Source organism: Maribacter sp. PR1 (assembly GCF_028464145.1).
Taxonomy (GTDB): Bacteria; Bacteroidota; Bacteroidia; order Flavobacteriales; family Flavobacteriaceae; genus Maribacter.
Window position 1 is genome coordinate 163,282 of record NZ_JAQPCG010000003.1, and the last position, 20,896, is coordinate 184,177.

13 protein-coding genes are annotated in these 20,896 nt (G+C 42.9%); 7 read left to right on the forward strand and 6 right to left on the reverse strand.

Translation table 11 applies throughout. From position 1 onward, the window contains the following. Positions 1–18: 18 nt before the first annotated feature. The 5 genes from PP182_RS07200 to PP182_RS07220 form a co-directional block, all read right to left on the reverse strand. A complete protein-coding gene (locus tag PP182_RS07200) occupies positions 19–1,098 on the reverse strand; it encodes a serine hydrolase domain-containing protein (RefSeq protein ID WP_272650672.1) in 1,080 nt (359 codons plus the stop codon). A gap of 100 nt (positions 1,099–1,198) precedes the next feature. Further along, positions 1,199–2,968: a helix-turn-helix domain-containing protein gene (locus tag PP182_RS07205; protein ID WP_272650673.1), complete on the reverse strand. Its 1,770-nt coding sequence runs from the start codon at positions 2,966–2,968 to the stop codon at positions 1,199–1,201. 72 nt (positions 2,969–3,040) lie between these two features. Then, positions 3,041–3,640 carry a DUF6642 family protein gene (locus tag PP182_RS07210; protein WP_272650674.1) on the reverse strand — a complete coding sequence of 200 codons (600 nt, stop codon included), beginning with the start codon at positions 3,638–3,640 and terminating at the stop codon, positions 3,041–3,043. Between the two features lie 155 nt (positions 3,641–3,795). Further along, positions 3,796–6,822 (reverse strand): WD40/YVTN/BNR-like repeat-containing protein, encoded by a 3,027-nt coding sequence (locus PP182_RS07215; protein WP_272650675.1) that lies wholly within the window; start codon positions 6,820–6,822, stop codon positions 3,796–3,798. Between the two features lie 125 nt (positions 6,823–6,947). Then, positions 6,948–8,828, reverse strand: coding sequence for a CocE/NonD family hydrolase (locus PP182_RS07220; protein ID WP_272650676.1), 1,881 nt, complete (start codon positions 8,826–8,828; stop codon positions 6,948–6,950). A 175-nt stretch (positions 8,829–9,003) separates the two neighbouring features. Here PP182_RS07220 and PP182_RS07225 point away from each other — a divergent pair, with 175 nt between their 5' ends. The 7 genes from PP182_RS07225 to PP182_RS07255 all read left to right on the forward strand — a co-directional run bounded on the left by PP182_RS07225 (position 9,004) and on the right by PP182_RS07255 (position 19,948). After that, positions 9,004–9,615, forward strand: coding sequence for a DEAD/DEAH box helicase (locus PP182_RS07225; protein ID WP_272650677.1), 612 nt, complete (start codon positions 9,004–9,006; stop codon positions 9,613–9,615). A 528-nt stretch (positions 9,616–10,143) separates the two neighbouring features. Further along, positions 10,144–11,049, forward strand: a complete 906-nt coding sequence (locus PP182_RS07230; RefSeq protein WP_272650678.1) for a DUF6268 family outer membrane beta-barrel protein — start codon at positions 10,144–10,146, stop codon at positions 11,047–11,049. A gap of 236 nt (positions 11,050–11,285) precedes the next feature. Then, positions 11,286–12,026 (forward strand): SDR family oxidoreductase, encoded by a 741-nt coding sequence (locus tag PP182_RS07235; protein ID WP_272650679.1) that lies wholly within the window; start codon positions 11,286–11,288, stop codon positions 12,024–12,026. A 232-nt stretch (positions 12,027–12,258) separates the two neighbouring features. Then, positions 12,259–13,656, forward strand: a complete 1,398-nt coding sequence (locus PP182_RS07240) for an NAD-dependent succinate-semialdehyde dehydrogenase (protein ID WP_272650680.1) — start codon at positions 12,259–12,261, stop codon at positions 13,654–13,656. A gap of 297 nt (positions 13,657–13,953) precedes the next feature. Continuing rightward, positions 13,954–14,952, forward strand: a complete 999-nt coding sequence (locus tag PP182_RS07245; RefSeq protein ID WP_272650681.1) for an NADP-dependent oxidoreductase — start codon at positions 13,954–13,956, stop codon at positions 14,950–14,952. Positions 14,953–15,445: 493 nt separating this feature from the next. Then, positions 15,446–18,721, forward strand: coding sequence for a sensor histidine kinase (locus PP182_RS07250; protein ID WP_272650682.1), 3,276 nt, complete (start codon positions 15,446–15,448; stop codon positions 18,719–18,721). A 456-nt stretch (positions 18,722–19,177) separates the two neighbouring features. Beyond that, positions 19,178–19,948 (forward strand): DUF481 domain-containing protein, encoded by a 771-nt coding sequence (locus PP182_RS07255; RefSeq protein ID WP_272650683.1) that lies wholly within the window; start codon positions 19,178–19,180, stop codon positions 19,946–19,948. 121 nt (positions 19,949–20,069) lie between these two features. Here PP182_RS07255 and PP182_RS07260 read toward each other — a convergent pair whose 3' ends face one another. After that, complete coding sequence (locus PP182_RS07260) at positions 20,070–20,849, reverse strand: hypothetical protein (protein WP_272650684.1); 780 nt, start codon at positions 20,847–20,849, stop codon at positions 20,070–20,072. Positions 20,850–20,896 lie beyond the last annotated feature (47 nt).

A 20,896-nucleotide genomic window follows, 5' to 3' on the forward strand; every position in this document is an offset into this window, starting at 1 on the left:
CTTTATAATTGAAATATATTAATTAAACGCTGTGGTCAATAGCTGTTCGATAATGGTGTTGCGTTGCGTTCCCATATCGTCTTGCTGATTACTTAACAGTACCATCGTAGCATCATATTCCGGTATAAAACCGATCATACTCCAATAGCCATTCATATCGCCACCGTGCCAGTACATGGTGGTATTGCCCTCTTGTGTGGTAAACCATCCCAAGCCAAAATCCACATAGCCACTTGGAACATCTTTGGCAAATATTTCCGACTTTTCAGCTTCGGTAAACCAATCCGTTTTTACGGCATTGGTCCAGGTTTCCATATCGCTTGGCGTAGTACTGAAATCGCCTGCCCCAAAAGGGATGTCCATAGGATACGAACTATTGGGATTTCCGTTCAAATAGCCCTGTGCGTGTGTATCGCTGTCAATCTCATCCGTCCCTTTGTAGGATCCTGACATTCCCAACGGATTGAAAATTTTCTGCTGCACATATTCGTGATAAGGCATTCCCGATACCTGCTCTACCAACAAGGCTGCAATGAGGTAATTTGAGTTGCAATACTCTTTGTTGGACCCTGGTGTAAAATCGAGTCCATTTTCAAAGATCAATTCCTTGATAAGCTCATAAATAGTCCCTTCATCCAAGGTTTCCCCTTGTTCGTAAGCGCCTTCAGCCAACAATTGATATTCCGGTATACCGGATTGATGGGATAGTAACTGTGCAATGGTAATTTGATCACCATTCGGGAATTCGGTATCAAATTCATCCAAGGTTTGATCAAAGCTTTGGATCAACCCGTCACGTTTTAATTGTACTACCGCCGCTGCCGTAAGTGTTTTGGTAACCGAACCTATTCGGTACCCTAGGTTTTCCCCTTGGGGCAGTTCCATGTTTTTATTGGCCCATCCAAAACCCTGGCGTACCAAATCCTTCCCGTTTTTGGTGACAATGGCATAGCCTTGAAACCCGATATCGGTGAGGACATTTTCAATGGTGGTGTCGTTGGGATTGGGTGAAATTGTATCGTCTTCTTTAGAACACGATGCAAATAGTAGTACAGTGGCTACTATAAAAGGTAGTAAGAATTTGTGTAAAGTTGTCATAATTGTTCGTTTTTTGATTTATAATTTTGATGCAAAGATTGACCGTAAGTACAAATCAATCGTTCTGAATTATAATCTGAAACGAACTAAGGAAGATGAATTATGAATTGGACTTCATCCAAGCCCTAGGGGTTATCCCCTCTATTTTTTTAAAATAGGTATTGAAAACGCTTTTGGAATTGAACCCGCTGTCATAGGCCAATCCAAGAATGGTCAAATGCGAGTTTTTGGGGTCCAGAGCAATGGATTTAAAACGTTTTAGGCGGTATGAATTCACAAAGTCATTAAAATTTAGATCAAAGGCGGTATTGATCAGGTAAGATATTTTATTGGTGTTGAACCCTAGGACATCGGATACGAATTTTAAACTCAATTGCGGATTCAGAAAAGGTTCCTCTTCCTCAAAATAGGTAAGCAGTTCCTCTTTTAAGGCCTCTATTTGGGAAGCATCTAATATAGTAGGTGTCGATTTTTCTTCCTCTTCCACGGGGGATGCAATATCCGAAAGGCACAGGTTGGAATGGTGCAAATCCGAAAAACCATCCATCCCGTGTAAGGGTTTTAAAAAAGGTTCTTGCCTGTAATTGATGATTTGTCCACGCCTGCGGTCGATCATTTCCTGCAAACGGGAAAAACCTAGCGCTTTATGGTTGGAATTACTTAAAATATAAAGGTCGTAGGGAACAAGCATGGTTTCGTTGCCTCCACCGGCCGTCCATCGTGAAACGATTTCCTCCGGGACTTCAAAAGGCTTTTCATTGATAAGCCGGAACAACCATTTTTTCTCTTCGACTAGTGGCGTGTCCTTTATAAATTCTTCAAACTGCTGTTTTTGGTTGAGCCATATCAAACAAAAACACTTTAAATGATGCGCTAGGGCCAATTCCGGATTAAGGGTTAGGGCATAATCTACACTTTCCAAGGCTTTATCAAATTGACCTTGATAATAGCAGATATGGGCAAAAGTGTAATGATTGTTTGCCGAAAGCGGATCTACATCCAAAAGTTTGTTGGCATATACTAAGGCCTCGTCAAAAAAGCCGAGGGCAATGAACAGTTCCGCCATGGCTTCCAACCCATCGATGTGATTCGGATTAATGGCCAAGACTTTATTGATATGGAGGTACGAATTTTTGAAATCCCATTCCCCCCAAAAAAACTTACCAACAAAAGACAACGGATATTCGGGTAAGGAGGTGTCTATTTCTTTGGCGATCAAAAGATTGCCAATGGCCAGATCCATAGCTTCTTGGTAGGGCATATACCCCCACATGGCCAATAAGCCGTAGCATTGCAAATTGGCATAATAGGCTTTCGCATAATTTTTATCCAAGGCAATGGCCTGATCATAATAAGATATGGCCTCGTTAAGGCTTTCTGGTGTCCATTTTAATTGCAACGAACGCCCTTTTAAGAACAATTGATAGGCATCCACATTGGTGGTGGGTTGCTTTATTAAATGGTCTTGCACCTCAAAATGCCCAAAATTGTTTCGGACTTCATCCGCAATGGCCAGGCTAATCTCATCTTCCAGATCAAAAATATCCGTTAATTCCCTGTCGAACCTTTTGGACCAATAATGCGTTCCGTCCGCAACATCTATTAACTGTGCCGTTATCCTGACCCGTTCCCGGGATTTTTTAATACTTCCCTCAAGTACCGTGTTAACACCCAATTGCCCACCAATTTCCCGAATATCAATATCCTTCCCTTTAAAGGCAAAGGAGGAGGTACGGGCAATTACCTTAAGCTCGTTGATTTTTGTGAGTGCATTGATGATTTCCTCGGTAATCCCATCACAGAAATAGTCATTGTCAATATCATTGCTCATATTGACAAAAGGAAGTACAGCTATCGATTTTTGCGTCATCAAAGGAAAAATTGACGGACGTAAAAATAAAAAATATAAATTTTAAAAGTTCACAAAGTAGCAAACCGTTTATCAATAATACAAACGAAAATCCAACAGCTTACAGATATTGTAATGCCGTTGGTGCAATTCCTCTACCACATCGAACATATTGTCATCCTCTTTAAATAGATTAAAGAAGGCCTTGTCCAAGTCCGAGCTGCTGATGCCTTCATAGGCATGGCCGTAGCCGGAAATCGCTTTGGCATTGGTGATATCCAAAAAATATTGGGATTCTTCCTCGTCCAGGTCGAGCACTTTGGCATTGGAAAAATGCAGGATCTTTCCTTTTAACCGGCCTTCAAAGAGTTCCGCGATTTCCTGTAAACTGTAGTAGTAATCATTTAAGCAAATACTATTGGCCTCCCCGGTCATCACCAAGTAGATGATTTCGTAGTCCTTAAAATGATGGTCGTCCAAAACCAAGGCGTTTAAACTGGCTTCCAGCCCTTCAATGGTGTCACAGGTTTGATAGATGCTGGCCACCCCATACTGCATGGCCAAGTGTTCCAGGTTCTTTTGAACTTCGGTAACCGATTCCGTTTCAATATCATCGACCGCTTCCAAGCAGTAAATGAATTTTTCCGTATCGGTAGGGTGCTCTTGGGGTAACTGTCGTCTTTTTGCTAACACATTCAAGGGTTTATACCAATGTACTAAATCAGCATAACAATTGGACCATTGCTAAGATTTCTTTAACCTTGAAATACCCTTCGACTGCGCTCAGGGAGACAAGTATTTGAAATTGAGTCCTAGACTTGAAAGTTATTTTTGAATGCTTCCCCAATCTATTTATACTTCGATTCCCAAAGCGTTTCCATCTCACCCACGCGTGTATGTAATTGCCCCGCGGCTTCTTGGGTTTTCGCCGTCGGTTGGGCATCGGTTTTTTGCAGCACATTGAGCAGAAAAAGCAATTTGGATTGTAATCCGACAAGCGTTTCGTCCTCCAGTTCCGACGCATAGATACTGCCATAGATCAAATCGCCATCCTCCGGGGCGCCATCCCCTCGAAAGGCCCACAACTTTTCCTTCTTTCTACCTTTTGCCGAGCCGGCATCAATGGCTTCCCGAATCTCCTGCAATCTCCCGTAATCGTTGTAGGTCTGCAGGGACAGGTCGGTTTGTAGGGCTAGGGCTTCCTCGCTCATTTCTGAACGGGGATCCAGTTTTACCGTGATGTCCTTTTCCAAAGTTTTCCCATCTACCTTCAATTGCACTTTATAGGTTCCTGGAGCTACAAAAGGTCCTTCGGGTCCGCTGGGTGTATCGTATTGCACGGCTGCAATGGCAAAGGCACGATTGGCGCCCTGCGGCTCCTTATACCGTAAATTCCATACAAATCGATGGTGGCCGGGTTCGCCCGACAATCCTTTAAACGGACGTATCCAATACGTGGGATGCTGCATTTTAGTCGTATCCAAAACTTCCGCCCTATCGTCACTGGAAAAGCTATTGACCAATGCTCCTTCCGAATCCAATATATTGAGCTCCACCTTTTGGGCATTGGCACCCAAATAATAATCGATAAGGGCCCCGTCCGGCGGATTCTGTCCCGTAGGTTCCTCCGGGGGTAACGGCGTGTCGCTAAACATATTGAACCGTACCCTGTAGGCATTGCTGGGCGAAAATAAATAAGCATTTTTGCCGGACAGGCTGGCCAATTCCCGCAACGGACTTACATCGTCCAAAATCCAAATGGAGCGACCGTGCGTCCCGATGACCAGATCGTTTTCATGCACCACCAAATCCCGAATGGAAGATGCGGGCATGTTCATGCGAAGGGACTGCCAAGAAACCCCATCATCGGCCGAAAAATAGACCTCACGCTCCGTTCCGGCATACAGCAAGCCTTGTTGTTTTGGGTCTTCACGCACCACGTTGACCGGTCCGGAGGGATTCATCCCGCTAACAACTTCTTCCCAAGTTTCCCCAAAGTCATGGGTCTTGTAGATATGGGGCAGCATATCGTCCTTCCGTATGGCATTCACCGCCACATAGGCCGTTCCGGCATCAAAATGCCCGGCATCGATCTGTGAAATTTTGTCCCAGGAAGTAATCGAGGTCGGTGTTACGTTGGTCCAGGTTTTGCCCCCATCCCGGGTCACCTGAATCAGGCCATCGTCCGTACCCGCCCAAATAATGTCTTTGTCCAGGGGCGAAGGTCCAATAGCATACACAATCGCACGTTGCGGCATGTTTTCCATGGCATCGGTTTTGTAATCGCCCACACTGGCCGGCACTTCGGGTCGGGCTCTGGTGAGGTCGCCACTGATCTGTTCCCAATGCTGACCCCCATCATGGGTTTTACAAATCACATTCGTACCGAACAACAACATGCTGTCATCGGCCGGATGAAACAACAAGGGCATCGTACGCAGGTATCGGAATTCTCGGGAACGCAACACTTCGGGACCCACATATTGCGATTGCCCCGTTTTTTTATTGAATCGAATGACGCGTCCACCATAAACGATGTTGTTGTCCAAAGGGTCCGGAGCGACATAGGCATATTCATCGGCGCCCACACCTATAAACTCCCGAAACGAGATCTGTCCCCCATTGCTCCTACTGGCAATGCCAATGGCCCCACTTTCCTGTTGGCCGCCGTACACCCAATACGGAAATTGGTTGTCCGTGCTTACATGGTACAATTGTGACGTGGGCTGGTTGTACCAAGAACTCCACGTGTCACCACCGTTTACCGTGATGACGGCACCTTGATCGGCGGCGAAAAGCATGATTTCCGGATGCTGGGGATTGATCCATATCCTGTGGTAATCGTCCCCGCCCGGGGCGCCTTTGATGGAAGTCCATGTTTTCCCGCCGTCCTCCGATTTATACGAGGCTACATTCCCCACAAACACCACATTTTCGTCCTTGGGATGTACCTTGATTTCGGCAAAGTCACTGCCCCGGCCCCACAATCGGTTTTCCGTGGTGACCAGGCTCCAACTTTCACCGGCATCGGCACTGGTATAGACCCCGCCCTTTTCTCGGGCATCGACTGTGGCATACATGCGTTTGGAATTGCTGGCCGATAGCGCCACCCCTACTCTACCCAGGCCCTCTTCCGCCCCGGGGAGTCCGTTGGTAAGGGGTCGCCAGGTTTCCCCGCCATCCGTGGATTTGTAGAGTCCGCTGTTAGGACCGGAGAATTTGGCGTTCTCCCAGGGTCCTTCCTGATGTTCCCACATGGCGGCGAACAGGATGTTAGGATTATTGGGATCTAGCTCCACTTGGATCGCCCCGGTATTGGGGTTGCTATACAAGGTCTTTTTCCATGTTTTTCCGCCATCTACCGATTTAAAAATGCCCCGCATTTCATTGGCCCCATACGGATGGCCCAAACCGGCCACATACACCACGTCCGGATTGGTGGGGTGTACGATGACCCGACTCACTTGCTGGATATCTTCCAGCCCGATATGTTCCCAGCTTTTACCGCCATTGGTGGATTTGAATATACCATCCCCTACGGCAAGGTCCGGCCGGTGCAGTCCTTCGCCGGTGCCGACATAAATGATATTGGGGTCCGAGGGCGAAACCGCCAAATCCCCCACGGAACCTGTGGGCACGTCATCAAAAATGGGGTTCCAGGTACGGCCATAATCATCCGTTTTCCATACTCCTCCATTGTTTACCCCGATAAAGAATACATTGGGTTGGGAAGGTACGCCCACCGCACCTACGGTTCTACCGCCACGGAAGGGCCCGATCATTCTATATTCCAAATCTTGATAATAGGATGGGTCTAGTTGGGAAAAGCATAGGCCTGTAAGAAGGAAACTCAAACAAAAAAGGGATGTTCTCATTATAGTGGTCATTTAGTGGTCTCTGTTATATTCAATATTTTTTTATTTGGGTACTGCAAATTTCATTGCCAAAACGTCATACAATTCCCCATCTTCCAAGATCCTCGAATCCATGTTTTTAGGGACTACTTACGTATGGGCAAGCGAATCTTTGACGGATAGGCTTTGGAGTGGTGGATTTTGTTGGTCGCCACCACACCTTCGGATTCATCGTAATTATTGCCCCCCGTATTCAAATTACGGGCAAAACGCGGGAAATTACTGCTCGATACCTCAATACGAATGCGATGTCCTTTGTCAAAATAGTTGCTTGTGGCCATTGGGGTCAGGTCGATTTTGTACACTTCCCCTTCCTCCATAAAAACCTCTTTGTCGTAGCCCTCACGAAAACGAGCACGCTGAATGGTCTCGTCCAAGTTATAGGCCCTGCCATCCGGATAGACATCGATCAGTTTGATCGTAAAATCCGTATCCTTGACATCGGAAGATACATAAAGGGTAGATTCGATAAAACCAGTCACCTCTACGCCTTCTTGCAGCACATCGGTGGTGTAGACCAGTATATCATCACGCTCCTCCATCACTTGTTGGTCAAATGCCCCGCCCTTTATGGCATTGCCCGTACAACAAACGTTGCCGCCATAGGAGGTTACAGGATTCATGGGGTCGTACACAAAGGTATCCGGTTGGTCTTTGGACGGTTTTTTTCTGGAAAGCGTTCCATTACCGTTCCCGGTATTGGCCCCGCCATCACTATTTAAATAGTAGGTTTTCATTTTACTGTCTTTTGGGGGCCATTGGGTTGCCGTTTGCCAGGTATTGGTCCCCATGGTATAATACTGAACCCTCGGTGTTTTTTCCTTGAAATCATTGGTTTCCCCTTTTAACCAAAGATCCCACCAGGCATAGATTTGCTCGTCATAGTTCAGACGGGCATCGCCAACACTGCGTTCCCCGACCATTGTATTCTTAGTGGCCCTGGTGTACGAGCAATGTAAGGTTGGGGCAATGACCAAATATTGATTATCCCTTATTTGGGAATCCTTTGCATTATTGCGAACATGGTTAAAAAGACTAAGATTGGGGGTAATACTAACGTCGTACCAAGAAGCGAACCAGAAGCTTGGGGTACCAATTTCCATGGTATCATGATAAAGTCCGCCCGTATACCAATCGGGATCGTTGGGTTTACGGCGCACCATTTTATCAAAAATTTCCTTCTTTCCGTGGATATTCTTTAAGATATCCTGTATCGGTAAGTGCTGCAGGGCCTCTGCCATATCGACGGGTGGATTCTCTGGTGCCAAGTCATAGAACCTTGAAATACGGATCAAATCCTCTTGTGTGGCTCCTTCAGGGATTCTTGGTTTGAATTTATCCTGCTCAACCCCATACAGCCAAGAGAAGAACAGTAATTGCTCCGCTCCCCCTCGATACCAATTACCCTGTTCCATAATACCATCAACGGTTCCTACCCCTGCACCGAAACCTTGGGGCACCATGGCCGCATGTGCCGGGTGATCCAAGGCCGCAACGGCCATTTGCCATTCTGCCGTGCTAGAACACCCGTAGGTACCTATTTTCCCGTTGGACCACGGTTGGTCTTTCATCCAGCTAAAGGCATCATAACCATCGGTAAGGGGAACTCCTAAAATATCCCACTCGCCTTCGGAGAAATAACGACCTCTTTCATTCTGCACTACGTAGGCATACCCCCGTTTTACGGCCTCATAGGCTCGTTCTGCGGTTCTGGTGTTTTGTTCTCCGTCTCGCCAAGAATTAAAATTATAAGGAGTCCTAGAAAAAATGATAGGTACTTTTTCGTCGGTCTTGGGGCGATAGATATCCGTGGCCAAGCGAATACCATCGCGCATGGGCATCATGACCTTTTGGTCGATAATCGCAATTCCTTCTAATTGTTCAAGAATAGTATCGCTGTCTTGTGCCTTTGAAAACGGACTGAAAATCAGGAAGAATAGTAATAGATACGAATAGGTATTTTTCATAAGGTGCTTCTGGTTTAGTTGTGTTCTAAAATTAACTAAAAATCCTATTAAAGGGTGTTTGAAAACAACCAAAAGGCTGAAATTTAAAATCAGGTATTGTCATCCGGTTGTGCTTAGTATCTTTGTTTAGCATCCGTGTTGACCATGATGGCACTATTTTATATCGAAAATACCTATGGCATTTAAAAAATTGCACCCCCACTTACTTGAAGTTTTAGAACGTTTCTCCAATGAAAAACCATTACCTGTTCAAAAAGTGGGTATTCCCGTTATAAAAAGTGGGGCCCACGTGTTTTGCATTGCGCCTAAGGATAGTGGTAAAACGACGACCCTGATCCTAACGACCCTTAATAAAATCAAATGCGAGGCCCATGGCAACAGCCCAAGGGCAGTTGTACTGGTGGCGAATAAGGAGAAAGCACTGGAAATGTACGATGCCTTTCTGGAATATACCAAGCAGACTTCGGTCAGGGTCTATGTAGGGTATAAAGACTTACATATCGATATTCAAAAGTCTGAAATATTTGAAGGTATAGATATCCTTGTCACCACGCCTACGAACCTGCACAAACTATTTTTAACGAATGGCGTCAGTACTTCGCAGTTAAAGATATGTAGTATTGACGATGGAAACTTTGTAGTTCAACAATCGGAGTATATGGCCATGTTGGCGGTAACCCAAAGCATTCTAAAATGTCAATACGTTCTGTATACCGAAAAGTTACATCCTAAACTTCAGCGTTTCGAAGACTATTTTATGGAACGGGCACGATACGTAAACGTATAAAAGGCCACTTTTTAAATTTTCGCTTTGGGTTCTTTGTAAATTAGGGAAGCCACGCCCATCGCACCTTCGGTTCTACCACCACAGAAGGGCCCGATCATTCTGCATTCCAATTCCTGATAATAGGATAGATTTACTTGTGCTAGGGACGAAAGGGTTGCCAAAAGGCAAAGGGTACAAAGAGAAGTTTTTAGGGTGGTGGCTTTTAAAAAGGTTTTACTAAGGTGTACAAGGTATTCACACTACACCTTCAAAAGATACTACTTTTCTGTGATGGATTTATTGGCAAAGGTTAAAAGCCTTATTAATATAGCATAGATTCTAAACTTAAAGAATCTTTATATGTGATTCCGTACCCAAGCAAAGTCTTATAATGCAGTATCTTATGATACAAATGTAAATGTGAATAAAACTATATTGATACTCTTGAATATTATATAATTGCTGATTTTGGCCATTTGGCATTTATTAATAGTAATTAGGTATATGAAATTTATTGAGTAAATTACTATGACGTAACTAAGATAAAATATGAAGTACTGGTTAAGTGTTTTATTAAGTTGCGTTTTTCTTCAAGGATTTTCACAAGACTACTTCGATATTGCAAATTTTACCTATACGAATACACCTCCAAACGATTTTGAAATTTCTAATGCACAAACAACGGTTGAAGAATTAGCCTTTGAATTCAATTTTCCCATTCTAATAAATGATAAAACTGTTCTTCTCACTGGAATGTTTACTAATAAAACAAGATTGCGTGTAGCTTCTACTATTCCAAAACTAAATCTAAATGTGTTTGGATTAAATCTGGGTATTAATAAAACTTTCAATGATAAATGGTCTGGAACCTTTTTAGTTTTTCCAAAGTTAGCTTCTGAGAAAATTACGTTTACCAATGACAACTTTCAAATTGCTTTATTAAGCTTATTTACCAATAAAAAACGCAACGATTTAAAATACAAATATGGTTTGTATGCTAATACTGAAAGGTTTGGACTAATAATCGTTCCTATAGTTGGCTTGTATTATTTGAGCCCTAACAAGAAGTTTGAAGCTAATTTAAACTTACCCATCAATGCTGATCTAAACTATGAATTAAACAATAAATTATGGCTGGGTATGAAGTTTGATGGTTTAGGAACTACCTATAATTTAAATAAACAAAACTATAGTTCAAGTGTTGGGTCTTATGTTTCTAAAACATCAAACGAAACACTTGGCTATTTGAGAATTAAGTTGAATAAATCTTTATATATAAACGCTGAATTTGGATATGCCATCAGTAGAAATTATAGAGTATATCGTTCTGATGATAAAATAGATTTAGCTTTAGTTTCCTTTTATCTTGGAGATGACAGAGAGCAATTAAATGAGCGGTTTCAAGATGGTGTTATTTTTAAAGTTGAGTTATTATATCGACTTCATTTTGATTAAAAAATTTTCTTTTAAATTTTAAATCATTTCAAAGTCCCCCTCCATTTCTACTCTCTTATTCTGTGCCAAGGCCAGATAATAATTAATCAAATTCCCAAAATTCCCGTCACCCACCACCTTAACCCTAAAAACTATAATCCGCGCTCCATAGCGTTACCGTCAATTCGCTATCCTTTAGAATCAAGGAAATCCGTCCATAGCCCCTATATTGAAGGGAATCAAAAAAAAAGAATGCTATGAATTTAGAAAACAAAGTAATACTTGTCACCGGAGCCTCCAGCGGCATAGGCAAAGCGGCCGCCCACAAATTGGCCCAACACGGCGCCAAAGTGGTGGTTTTGGCCCGGAGCGAAGATGAACTCAACGAATTAAAATCCAACATAGAAGCCAAGGGCGGTACCGCATTGGTCGTGGCCGGGGACGTCACCAAAATGGAAGATTTTGAAAAAGCGGTTTCCCAAGCCAAGTCGGAATATGGTACCGTAAATGCATTGATCAACAATGCCGGACTCATGCCCCTCTCCTTTGTAGAAAAATTAAAGACCGATGAATGGGAAAAAATGGTGGACGTGAACATTAAGGGCGTATTGAACGGCGTGGCCGCGGTACTACCGGAACTAAAAGCCAATAAGGACGGGCATATCATCAATATATCGTCTATGGCCGCACACAGATACTTTCCGGGCGGAGCGGTGTATTGCGCCACAAAGGCCGCAGTAAAAATGTTTTCCGAAGGCTTGCGCCAGGAACTGGCCCCTAAATACGGCATCAACGTCACTTCCATAGAACCGGGTGCGGTAGCGACCAATCTTACGGATACCATTACCGATGAAGATATCATGGAGAAAATGAAAGAGATGCAGCAAATGGACACCTTGGAAGCCGAGGATATTGCAGATGCCATTTACTACGCCCTCTCCCAACCGGAGCGTGTAAACATCAACGATGTGTACCTGGTACCCAGCGAACAACAATAATTCACTAAATGAATGTCCGGAATCCTTCATAATTACAACTTGAATGTCAGGTCGAGCCGTCACATCGAGCCTTTCGGCTCCGCTCAAGATAAACTAAAGTCGAGATGCGAGACCTCGATCCTTGATAATTACAACTTAAATGTCAGGTCGAGCGCAGTCGAGACCTCATTTTATACGCTTTAGGTTTAATGACGGTTTACGGACATACAATTCACTATAAAAACAGAAAATAATGACAACGACAACAACAAGTAATAATATTGAGACCACAGATCCAGCAACTGGAGACACCTTGTCCCTCTATCCCTTATTTACAGATGATCAGGTGGAAGAAACCATACAAAAATCCCACGAAGCCTTTAAAAAATGGAAATTCAAATCCGTTGAGGAACGGGGCAAAGTGATTTCGGCCATCGGGGAGGAATTTCAAAATTATAAGACGGAATTGGCCGAGCTGATGACGGCCGAAATGGGAAAACTTCTGAAGCAAAGCAAACAGGAAGTGGACCTATGCAGTGCCATTTGTAGCTTTTCCGCCCAAAATGCACCGGACGCACTAAAAAGCGAGGAACGCGAAATTTCCGATGGTGGCCGGGGCATCATCACCTATTCCCCTTTGGGCGTTATTTATGGCATCCAACCCTGGAACTATCCGGCCTACCAGGTCATTCGCTATACCATTGCCAATTTAATGGCGGGGAACAGTGTGTTGCTAAAACATGCACAAAATGTGACGGGAACAGCCAAACTATTGAAAATGATTTTCGATACGGCGGGCGTGCCCGAGGGACTGTTCAGTGTACTGGTGATTACCCACGATCAATCGGACTCCATTATACAACATGATTTGGTCCGGGGCGTAACCTTAACGGGAAGCCCTGACGCCGGAAAGAAAATTGGGGAAAAAGCCGGTGGCGAATTGAAGAAAATGGTGTTGGAACTCGGTAGTAACGATGCCTATATGATTTTCGATGATGCCGATATTGATTTGGCCGTGGAAAAATGTATCCAGGGACGTATCTATAACAATGGGGAAACCTGTATTGCCGCCAAACGCTTTATTGCGACGGAGGCGGTCTATGACGAGTTTCGGGAGAAGTTTGTAAAAGGTATGAAGGCCCTAAAATCGGGCGATCCAACCGATTCGGAAACGGATTTAGGGCCTATGGCACGTAAAGATCTTCGGGAAAAATTGCACGAACAGGTACAAAAAAGTGTACAGAATGGTGCCGAAATCCTATGTGGTGGCGAAATGCCCGAAGGTGACGGCTATTATTATCCGGCCACCGTTTTAGCGCAGGTAAGCGATGGCCAACCGGCGTATGACGATGAATTGTTCGGGCCTGTAGCTTCGTTGATGAAGGCCAAGGACAATGAGGATGCCATGCGCATTGCCAACGATAGCCGATTCGGACTCGGAGGTGGAATCTTTTCCAAAGATGTGGACAAGGCGGTGGAAATGGCGAGCAAATATTTTGATACCGGTATGGTATTTATTAACTCCTTTGGCCTGGCCGAACCCAATATGCCTTTCGGAGGTGTCAAGAATTCGGGTTACGGACGTGAACACGGTGGATTCGGGATGAAGGAATTCGTAAATGCGAAGTCCATTATGATCGGTGAAGATTAGCGTACCGTATATTTTGTCCCTCGAAGTTATTCAGATCCTTAAAAAGAGGCTGTCTAAAAAGTCATTTCTGCTGTCCATTCGAGCCTTTCGGCTCCGCTCAAGATAAACTTAAATCGAGAATTATAACTTGTTGGTTTTTAACGCATCTCGACTGCGCTCGATGTGACATATGAATAGAATTTTGTCTTTTTAGACAGCCCTTAATTTACAAAGTACGGATAACCGACATCGCATCCATTGGGAAGAAAGAAAACAATGGCAAGGATTCCTAAATTTATAAACATAAAGACAATACGAATGATACAAACGATAAATCTAAAAAAACGTCCGGTAGGAGCCCCTACCCTGGACAACTTTGAACTCACGGAATCCGAGAATAATTTAACGATAAAGGACGGCGAAGTACTATTGGAAACCAAATACCTTTCCGTGGACCCCTATTTACGGGGACGGATGAGCGATGCCAAATCCTATGTCCCGCCGTTTGAAGTGGGGAAACCACTCAATTCCGGCATCATCGCAGAGGTTATCGATTCCAAAAATGAAAACTTTACCAAAGGCGATTTTGTAAGGGACCGATTGGATTGGAAAACGCTTCAAGTTTCCAAGGGAGAAAACCTTCAAAAAGTCGACCCGGATAAAGCGCCCTTGAGTGCCTATTTGGGTATTGTGGGCATGACGGGATTAACGGCCTATTTGGGGCTGCATGAAATCGGTAAACCGAAAAAAGGGGAAACCTTGATCGTATCCGGTGCTGCAGGTGCCGTAGGTAGTGTTGTGGGCCAGATCGGGAAAATCTTGGGCCTTACGGTCATTGGGATTGCCGGTTCCGATGAAAAGGTGGAATTATTGACCTCCGAATTCGGTTTTGACCGAGGTATCAATTATAAAACCACGGAGGATATGAAAGCGGCCATAAAGGAAGCGGCACCCGATGGTGTAGATATCTATTTTGACAATGTGGGCGGGGAAATCTCCGATGCCGTCCTTTTTAGCATCAACAAATTCGCCAGAACGATCAATTGCGGGGCGATATCGGTCTATAACAACACCGAAACACCGACCGGGGTTAGCGTACAACCCTTTTTGATCAAGAACAGTGCCTTGATGCAAGGGTTTATTGTTTCCAATTACTCCGATAAATTCCCCGAAGCCATGGAGCAGTTATCCAAATGGTTGGGCGAGGAAAAATTGACCTACCGGGAAACCATCGTGGAAGGATTTGAAAATACACCCCAGGCCTTTTTGGACATGATGGACGGAAAGAAAAAGGGAAAAATGATCGTAAAGGTCTAATCCCTGTCACCTTGAGCGCAGTCGAAAGGTCACCCAGAGCGACCCGTACTGAGCGGAGTCGAAGTAAGTCGAACCGTCTTCCCTAGAGACCTGTGTTGAGTGGAGTCGAGATACTTCGAAGGGGGATTAGGAATAAACGGGTCACCTTGAGCGCAGTCGAAAGGTCTCCCCGAGCGCAGTCGAGGGGTTTCTCCTCTATTTTAAATAACTTTACCAGCGAGGCTCAAACCAACCGAAATGAGACCACCAAAATAACTTGTATATCAACTTTACTTGCTTTGAATAGGGACAGAACACCATCTAGGTAAACAGTGGTACTTCCGCTTCATGTTTAAAGCTAAAGCCTTCATTTTCTGAGGTATACCCAAATGGTATTCTGTTAATTACAATCGTTTCACAACAGATAATCGTCGGTTGGCAACATAATTTTTAAACTGAAGGAATAATATATTTACTTTGAAAGAAAAACACTACAAATATTTTTGTTTTAATAATGAAAAGAACGGTCCTCTCTTTGGCAACAGTATACCTACTCTTATTATTAGGGCCTGAATTTTCATTTTCCCAATCCCAGTTAGATTCTTTAAACTTCATTCCGGTTAAGGCATCTCTATCCCAAAGTACAGTTTCTGAGATATTTGAGGATAAACACGGCTTTTTGTGGGTTGGGACCACCAAAGGAATCAATAGGTACGATGGAACCGATTTTAAGGTTTTCGAGGAATCCCAGGATGGCACTACGGGTTTGACCCATAGCCATATTGAATATATTTACGAGGACGCAAAAGGGGTGCTGTTAATTGGTACCAGTAGAGGGCTTAACCTATACGATGAGAAGCTTGCAGTAATACGGCCTTATACATTCAAATCGGAGAGTGAGAAAATTCAAAGTGAGCATATTTCGGTAATAAAAAACATCAATGAGTTTTTATGGTTGGGCACCTCCGAGCATGGCCTTTACCGTTATAATACCGAAACAGGAAAGACAACGCATTTGGAGTTTCCAATATCGGAGCAGGACCAGCCAAATAATAATCGAATTGTTGAATTCTTTCAATTATCCAACCATAATTATTTCATCGCAACAGAAGGCAAAAGTTATATCATCGATGATCAATTGTCCATAAAAGACGAAATAAATAACGCACAATACACGAGTAGCGCTGTACAGGTAGATGACTCTCAATTTTTTATTGGTACTAGGGATGGAGATCTATTTATTTATCATCTAGAAGATGATACGTTGACTGAAGAGAAGTCGGTCATGATCAGTCAGGGCCATGCCTTGCTGGCTATGGAGCAGGATGATTCCGGAAATATATGGTTGGGAACAGAAAATGGCGGATTGTCCCTTTATGAACTGGCAAACGGTAATGTATCCAATACCAAATTGGATTACAAAAGGCCAGGTTCTATCCCCAATAATTCCATCTGGTCCTTGCATAAAACGAGGAATGGGGTGATGTATGTTGGGACTTATAAGAAAGGGCTGAGTTTTTATGACCCGAACTACTACAAATTTCAAAAAATAGCAACAAACCCATTTGATGAAAATTCACTGAGCAATAATATCGTAACTTCTTTCACAGAGGACAAAAATGGGGATTTATGGATTGGAACAGATGGTGGCGGCCTAAATTATTGGAACAAGAAGGTGAATCGCTTTGAACACTTTTCCTTGGATAAGGGGAATTTAAATACCAACGTGGTGCTTACCCTTGCGTTTAATCATGATAAATTGTGGATTGGTTCATGGGGCTCGGGGCTTACCCTATTTGATACGGTGACAAAAGAGTACGAAGTTTGGGATACGACCAACTCCTTTTTAGCCTCGAATAATGTCATGGACATCCTAAAGGATATCAAGGGCAGGATTTGGATTGCCGCTTTCCGGGGAGGTCTTCAAATTTACTATCCAGATACTGGGAAATCTGAAAATATTGAATTAGAATCTGAAATCTACAGTGAAAAAATTTCTTCGGTCGCACATGTATTGGAGGACAATGAAGGAACTATTTGGGTGGGCACGGAAACCATGGGAATTTTCCGATTAATTGAAAAAAATGGCGCATGGTCGTATGATCAATATCACAATTTAAGCGATACCAATTTCTTGAGCAATAATTTTGTGAATATGATCACACAGGATGATTATCATAATATCTGGGTGGGTACACAGGCCGGTCTTAACAAATTTAATCCGGAGGACAACACCTTTACACCCATTACTAAAGACGACGGATTAATAAGTGATACGGTACGGGGATTGGTACAAGATGAATATGGTTTTCTATGGATCAGCACGGATAAAGGGATTACCAGATATGATGAGGAAACTGGTGAGTTTTTAGATTATGATATGTACGATGGTCTGCAAGGTAAGGAGTACAATTCTTCTGCCTTTTACAGGACTTCCAATTTTGATATTGTTTTCGGAGGCTCAAATGGGTTTAATATTTTTAATTCCAAACAGGCTACAAAACAGAAGGACACTCCAGAAGTATTGCTGTCCAATCTTAAAATCTTCAATACCTCCGTTCGCCCAAATGATTCTTTTGGTGTTTTAAAGGAAGACATCAACCAAGTTGATTCTATAACCCTTAGTCATAAACACTCTGTTTTCAATATTGAATTTAAAGCATTGACCTTAAAAGCAGCAGAGAAAGTGCATTATGCCTATTATTTAGAAGGATTTGAAGACCAGTGGAATTATGTAGGTAATAAAACATCAGCTACCTATACCAACTTAAATTCCGGTGATTATGTACTTCACGTTAAATCCACAAATTCAGATGGGGTTTGGAATACCAATGAAAAGCTGCTTCACATACGTATTACCCCTCCCTTTTGGGAAACATGGTGGTTTGGATTGATTTTAATCTGTTCTGTGTTAGGACTAGCATATTTAATTCACTACATCCGTATCCGAAGCCTAAAGACGAATCAAGTTAATTTGGAAAGAAAGATTCATGAACGGACAAAGGAACTTCAAATCCAACAAAAAAAATTGATCAAAGCGGCCGACGAGTTGTCCATCCAAAATGAGGAAATTCAACGTTTTACCTACTCCGTAACACACGATTTAAAAAGTCCCTTAAGTGGTATAAAGGGAATTGCGAACCTTATTCCCTTGGATATAAATATGGAGGAAAACCCAGGGATGGAAAAATATCTGGAGATGATAGACACCTCCTGTGATACGATGAGCAATTTAATAGGAGATCTGGGAAAAATGGCAAGAATTGGAAAAATAGAGAACCAAAATGAATTTTTGGATACCAACGAAATTATCGATTTAGCCAAGAATTTGGTAGGCGGAAAATTGGAGGTTAATCACGTAAACTTGGAAATTGCCAAAAATCTGCCTGAAATTTATGGGGATAAGAATAGAATGATTCAGGTTTTCGGCAATCTATTGGATAATGCCATCAAGTACATGGGGGATCAAAAGAACCCCTTAATCATTGTCAAAGCGGAAAAAACCAAAGAAAAGGTCCAATTTCAGATCATAGATAACGGATCGGGAATGGATGAAAAATCCTTAAAAAAGCTATTTTCTCCGTTTGAGCGGTTCCACCCAGATGTTCAAGGGAGCGGTCTGGGCTTGTATATGATAAAACAAATTGTAACATCCCACGGCGGAGACATTAGGGCAGAATCCGGTGGGAAAGAAAAGGGAACCTCTTTTATTATAACGCTACCAAGCGCAAGAATACGAGGTAAAAATCACTACAAAACAAAAAGTTCGAATGAATTGGCTTCCATTTAATTCTACGAACGAAGCAACCCTTATATTTTATGATTTTTGAATAGAATCAACCGTTGATTCTGTTTCTTATCCCGTTTTATTGATTTATCACTTTCCCGAAAACCAGTACTGATTTACTCCCCGTAACAAGCAGGTCTTACAACGCGTCTCCCTGAGTGACCTGTACCGAGCGGAGTCGAGGTAAGCCGAAGGAGATAATGATTGTAAAGGTTTAATCACAAGGCTTTCCGTTGTGTCTCCCCGAGCCTTTCATTTTGCTGCGCAAGGTGCGTTCAAAGAAAACATATTTTCTTTTCACCCAATGCTCAAGATAATCTAAAGTCGAGGGGTCTTTCATTTGTAACCCAATGGTACAACCTGTCACCTTGAGCGCAGTCGAAAGGTCTCCCCGAGCGCAGTCGAGGGGTTTCTCCTCTATTTTAAATAACTTTACCAGCGACGCTCAAACCAAGCGAAATGAAACCCTTGAAAAATCTAGTATCCCTTCTTTTTTTATGCTGCATAACGAATTCGGTTACCAGCCAACTGGTCAACATCGAATCCAAGCGCATGCAGACGGATTCCACCCGATTTGCCCTAAAAAGTGATGTCCTGTTCGATTATACCGACAACAATGGGGATTATATCTTTCAAGTGGCTTCCAACTTTACCACGCAGGTAAAATCCAAGGATCTAAAGAAAATAGTCTTTTTCATCGGTAATTATAAACTCATCCGAAGTAAAGCCCAGGATTTTCAGAACTCTTGGTTTTTCCATTTGCGGTACAATCAGAAACTATCCGATGTATTCCGAATCGAGGCTTTTATCCAGAACCAGAACAATACCTTATTGACCATTACAAGTAGGAATCTAGTCGGCGCGGGTATTCGGTTAAAGTTTTTATCTACCGAAAGAACAACCGCCTATTTTGGGAATGCCTATATGTATGAAATTGAGGAAGTGGCGGAAACCGACCAGCGCTTCTTTAATCACAGAAACAGCAGTTATTTATCCGTCAACCAAGCATTTAAAAATACCAAGTTGGATATAACTGGAACGGTATATTTTCAGCCCCTGTACGAGGCGATCAGTAATCACCGAATTTTATGTCAGTTGAAGGCGGAGTTGCCTATCACTAAGGTCATTAGCCTTTCCGCACTCTACAACTACTTCTACAGCAGCTTTTCTCCCATTAGGGAAAGTGACCGGTCTTCCAACCTAAGTTTCGGGCTGACGTTTACGATGTAAATCTATTGGATTTTAGGCTTTTTCTGGCCAACTATTGGAAAAATACAATTGGCTTTATCCGTTTTGAATACCAGTAGGGAAAAGTGCGCAATGGATGTATTTTGAATCTTTGGTACTATGATTACAAAACTGTACCATTTTCCAACCAACGTTGCAAAAGGGTTTCATTATGGGAAATGGCCACAAGATGAAATTTTTTGAATTTTGTAAACACCCGTGATTCATTTAGTTTTTCCATACAGACAGAAACAGGCGAAAAATAGTTGGAATGAATTAAAAGTAATTCACCGTCCCTTTTTAAAAGATAGCCCACATGGCCTTCATCAAAACCTATAAAATAGAGACCTTCTTGAGTCAAACGATCGATTTCGGCCAAGGCATTTTCCGGAGTTTCTTGTACAACACTTTTAATTTCAGACCCACAACTGATCATTTTTGCTTCATCTATGGGAGATTTTTGGGCCAAGGTATATCGATTTAGCTTTACACCAATATCACGCAAGGTGGTAGATATAAAATATCCACATGCTATTTTTCCTTGATTGGGAACTTCTGTATGACCCCCAAAACTCCAAGGCGTGCCATACCAGTGCGGAAGGATTTCATTAACCAACTGATCGGTGAAGGCCTTTTTAACTTGATCAAGGGAAATAGTGCCGTTCCTAAGGTCTTCCTGTAATCGTAACCGTAGGGATTTGGCGGCCGCTTTGGTATTTGTGTAGGAAATGGCGATACTATCGGGGTCCATCTCTAAAAGTACTGTTTTCTTTTCGTTCTCCTCCTTTAATTCTACAGGAGGTCGTATCATTTCCAATGTATAGGATACCTTACCATTTTTATTGGCGTTCACGGTCGAGGGAGGTGTAAAAATCAGGGAAAATAATAACGAAAGATAAAACATGATTTTTCCAGGTGCTAATGTTCCTTATAGTAGAGTAACGTATTCAT

What these genes read in the sequence shown, in the direction of transcription:
- PP182_RS07220 (WP_272650676.1), bottom strand. Translation starts at nt 8,828, where the DNA reads ATGAAAAATACCTATTCGTATCTATTACTATTCTTCCTGATTTTCAGT.
- PP182_RS07255 (WP_272650683.1), top strand. Translation starts at nt 19,178, where the DNA reads ATGAAACCCTTGAAAAATCTAGTATCCCTTCTTTTTTTATGCTGCATA.
- PP182_RS07240 (WP_272650680.1), top strand. Translation starts at nt 12,259, where the DNA reads ATGACAACGACAACAACAAGTAATAATATTGAGACCACAGATCCAGCA.
- PP182_RS07245 (WP_272650681.1), top strand. Translation starts at nt 13,954, where the DNA reads ATGATACAAACGATAAATCTAAAAAAACGTCCGGTAGGAGCCCCTACC.
- PP182_RS07215 (WP_272650675.1), bottom strand. Translation starts at nt 6,822, where the DNA reads ATGAGAACATCCCTTTTTTGTTTGAGTTTCCTTCTTACAGGCCTATGC.
- PP182_RS07250 (WP_272650682.1), top strand. Translation starts at nt 15,446, where the DNA reads ATGAAAAGAACGGTCCTCTCTTTGGCAACAGTATACCTACTCTTATTA.
- PP182_RS07260 (WP_272650684.1), bottom strand. Translation starts at nt 20,849, where the DNA reads ATGTTTTATCTTTCGTTATTATTTTCCCTGATTTTTACACCTCCCTCG.
- PP182_RS07235 (WP_272650679.1), top strand. Translation starts at nt 11,286, where the DNA reads ATGAATTTAGAAAACAAAGTAATACTTGTCACCGGAGCCTCCAGCGGC.
- PP182_RS07225 (WP_272650677.1), top strand. Translation starts at nt 9,004, where the DNA reads ATGGCATTTAAAAAATTGCACCCCCACTTACTTGAAGTTTTAGAACGT.
- PP182_RS07205 (WP_272650673.1), bottom strand. Translation starts at nt 2,968, where the DNA reads ATGACGCAAAAATCGATAGCTGTACTTCCTTTTGTCAATATGAGCAAT.
- PP182_RS07230 (WP_272650678.1), top strand. Translation starts at nt 10,144, where the DNA reads ATGAAGTACTGGTTAAGTGTTTTATTAAGTTGCGTTTTTCTTCAAGGA.
- PP182_RS07200 (WP_272650672.1), bottom strand. Translation starts at nt 1,098, where the DNA reads ATGACAACTTTACACAAATTCTTACTACCTTTTATAGTAGCCACTGTA.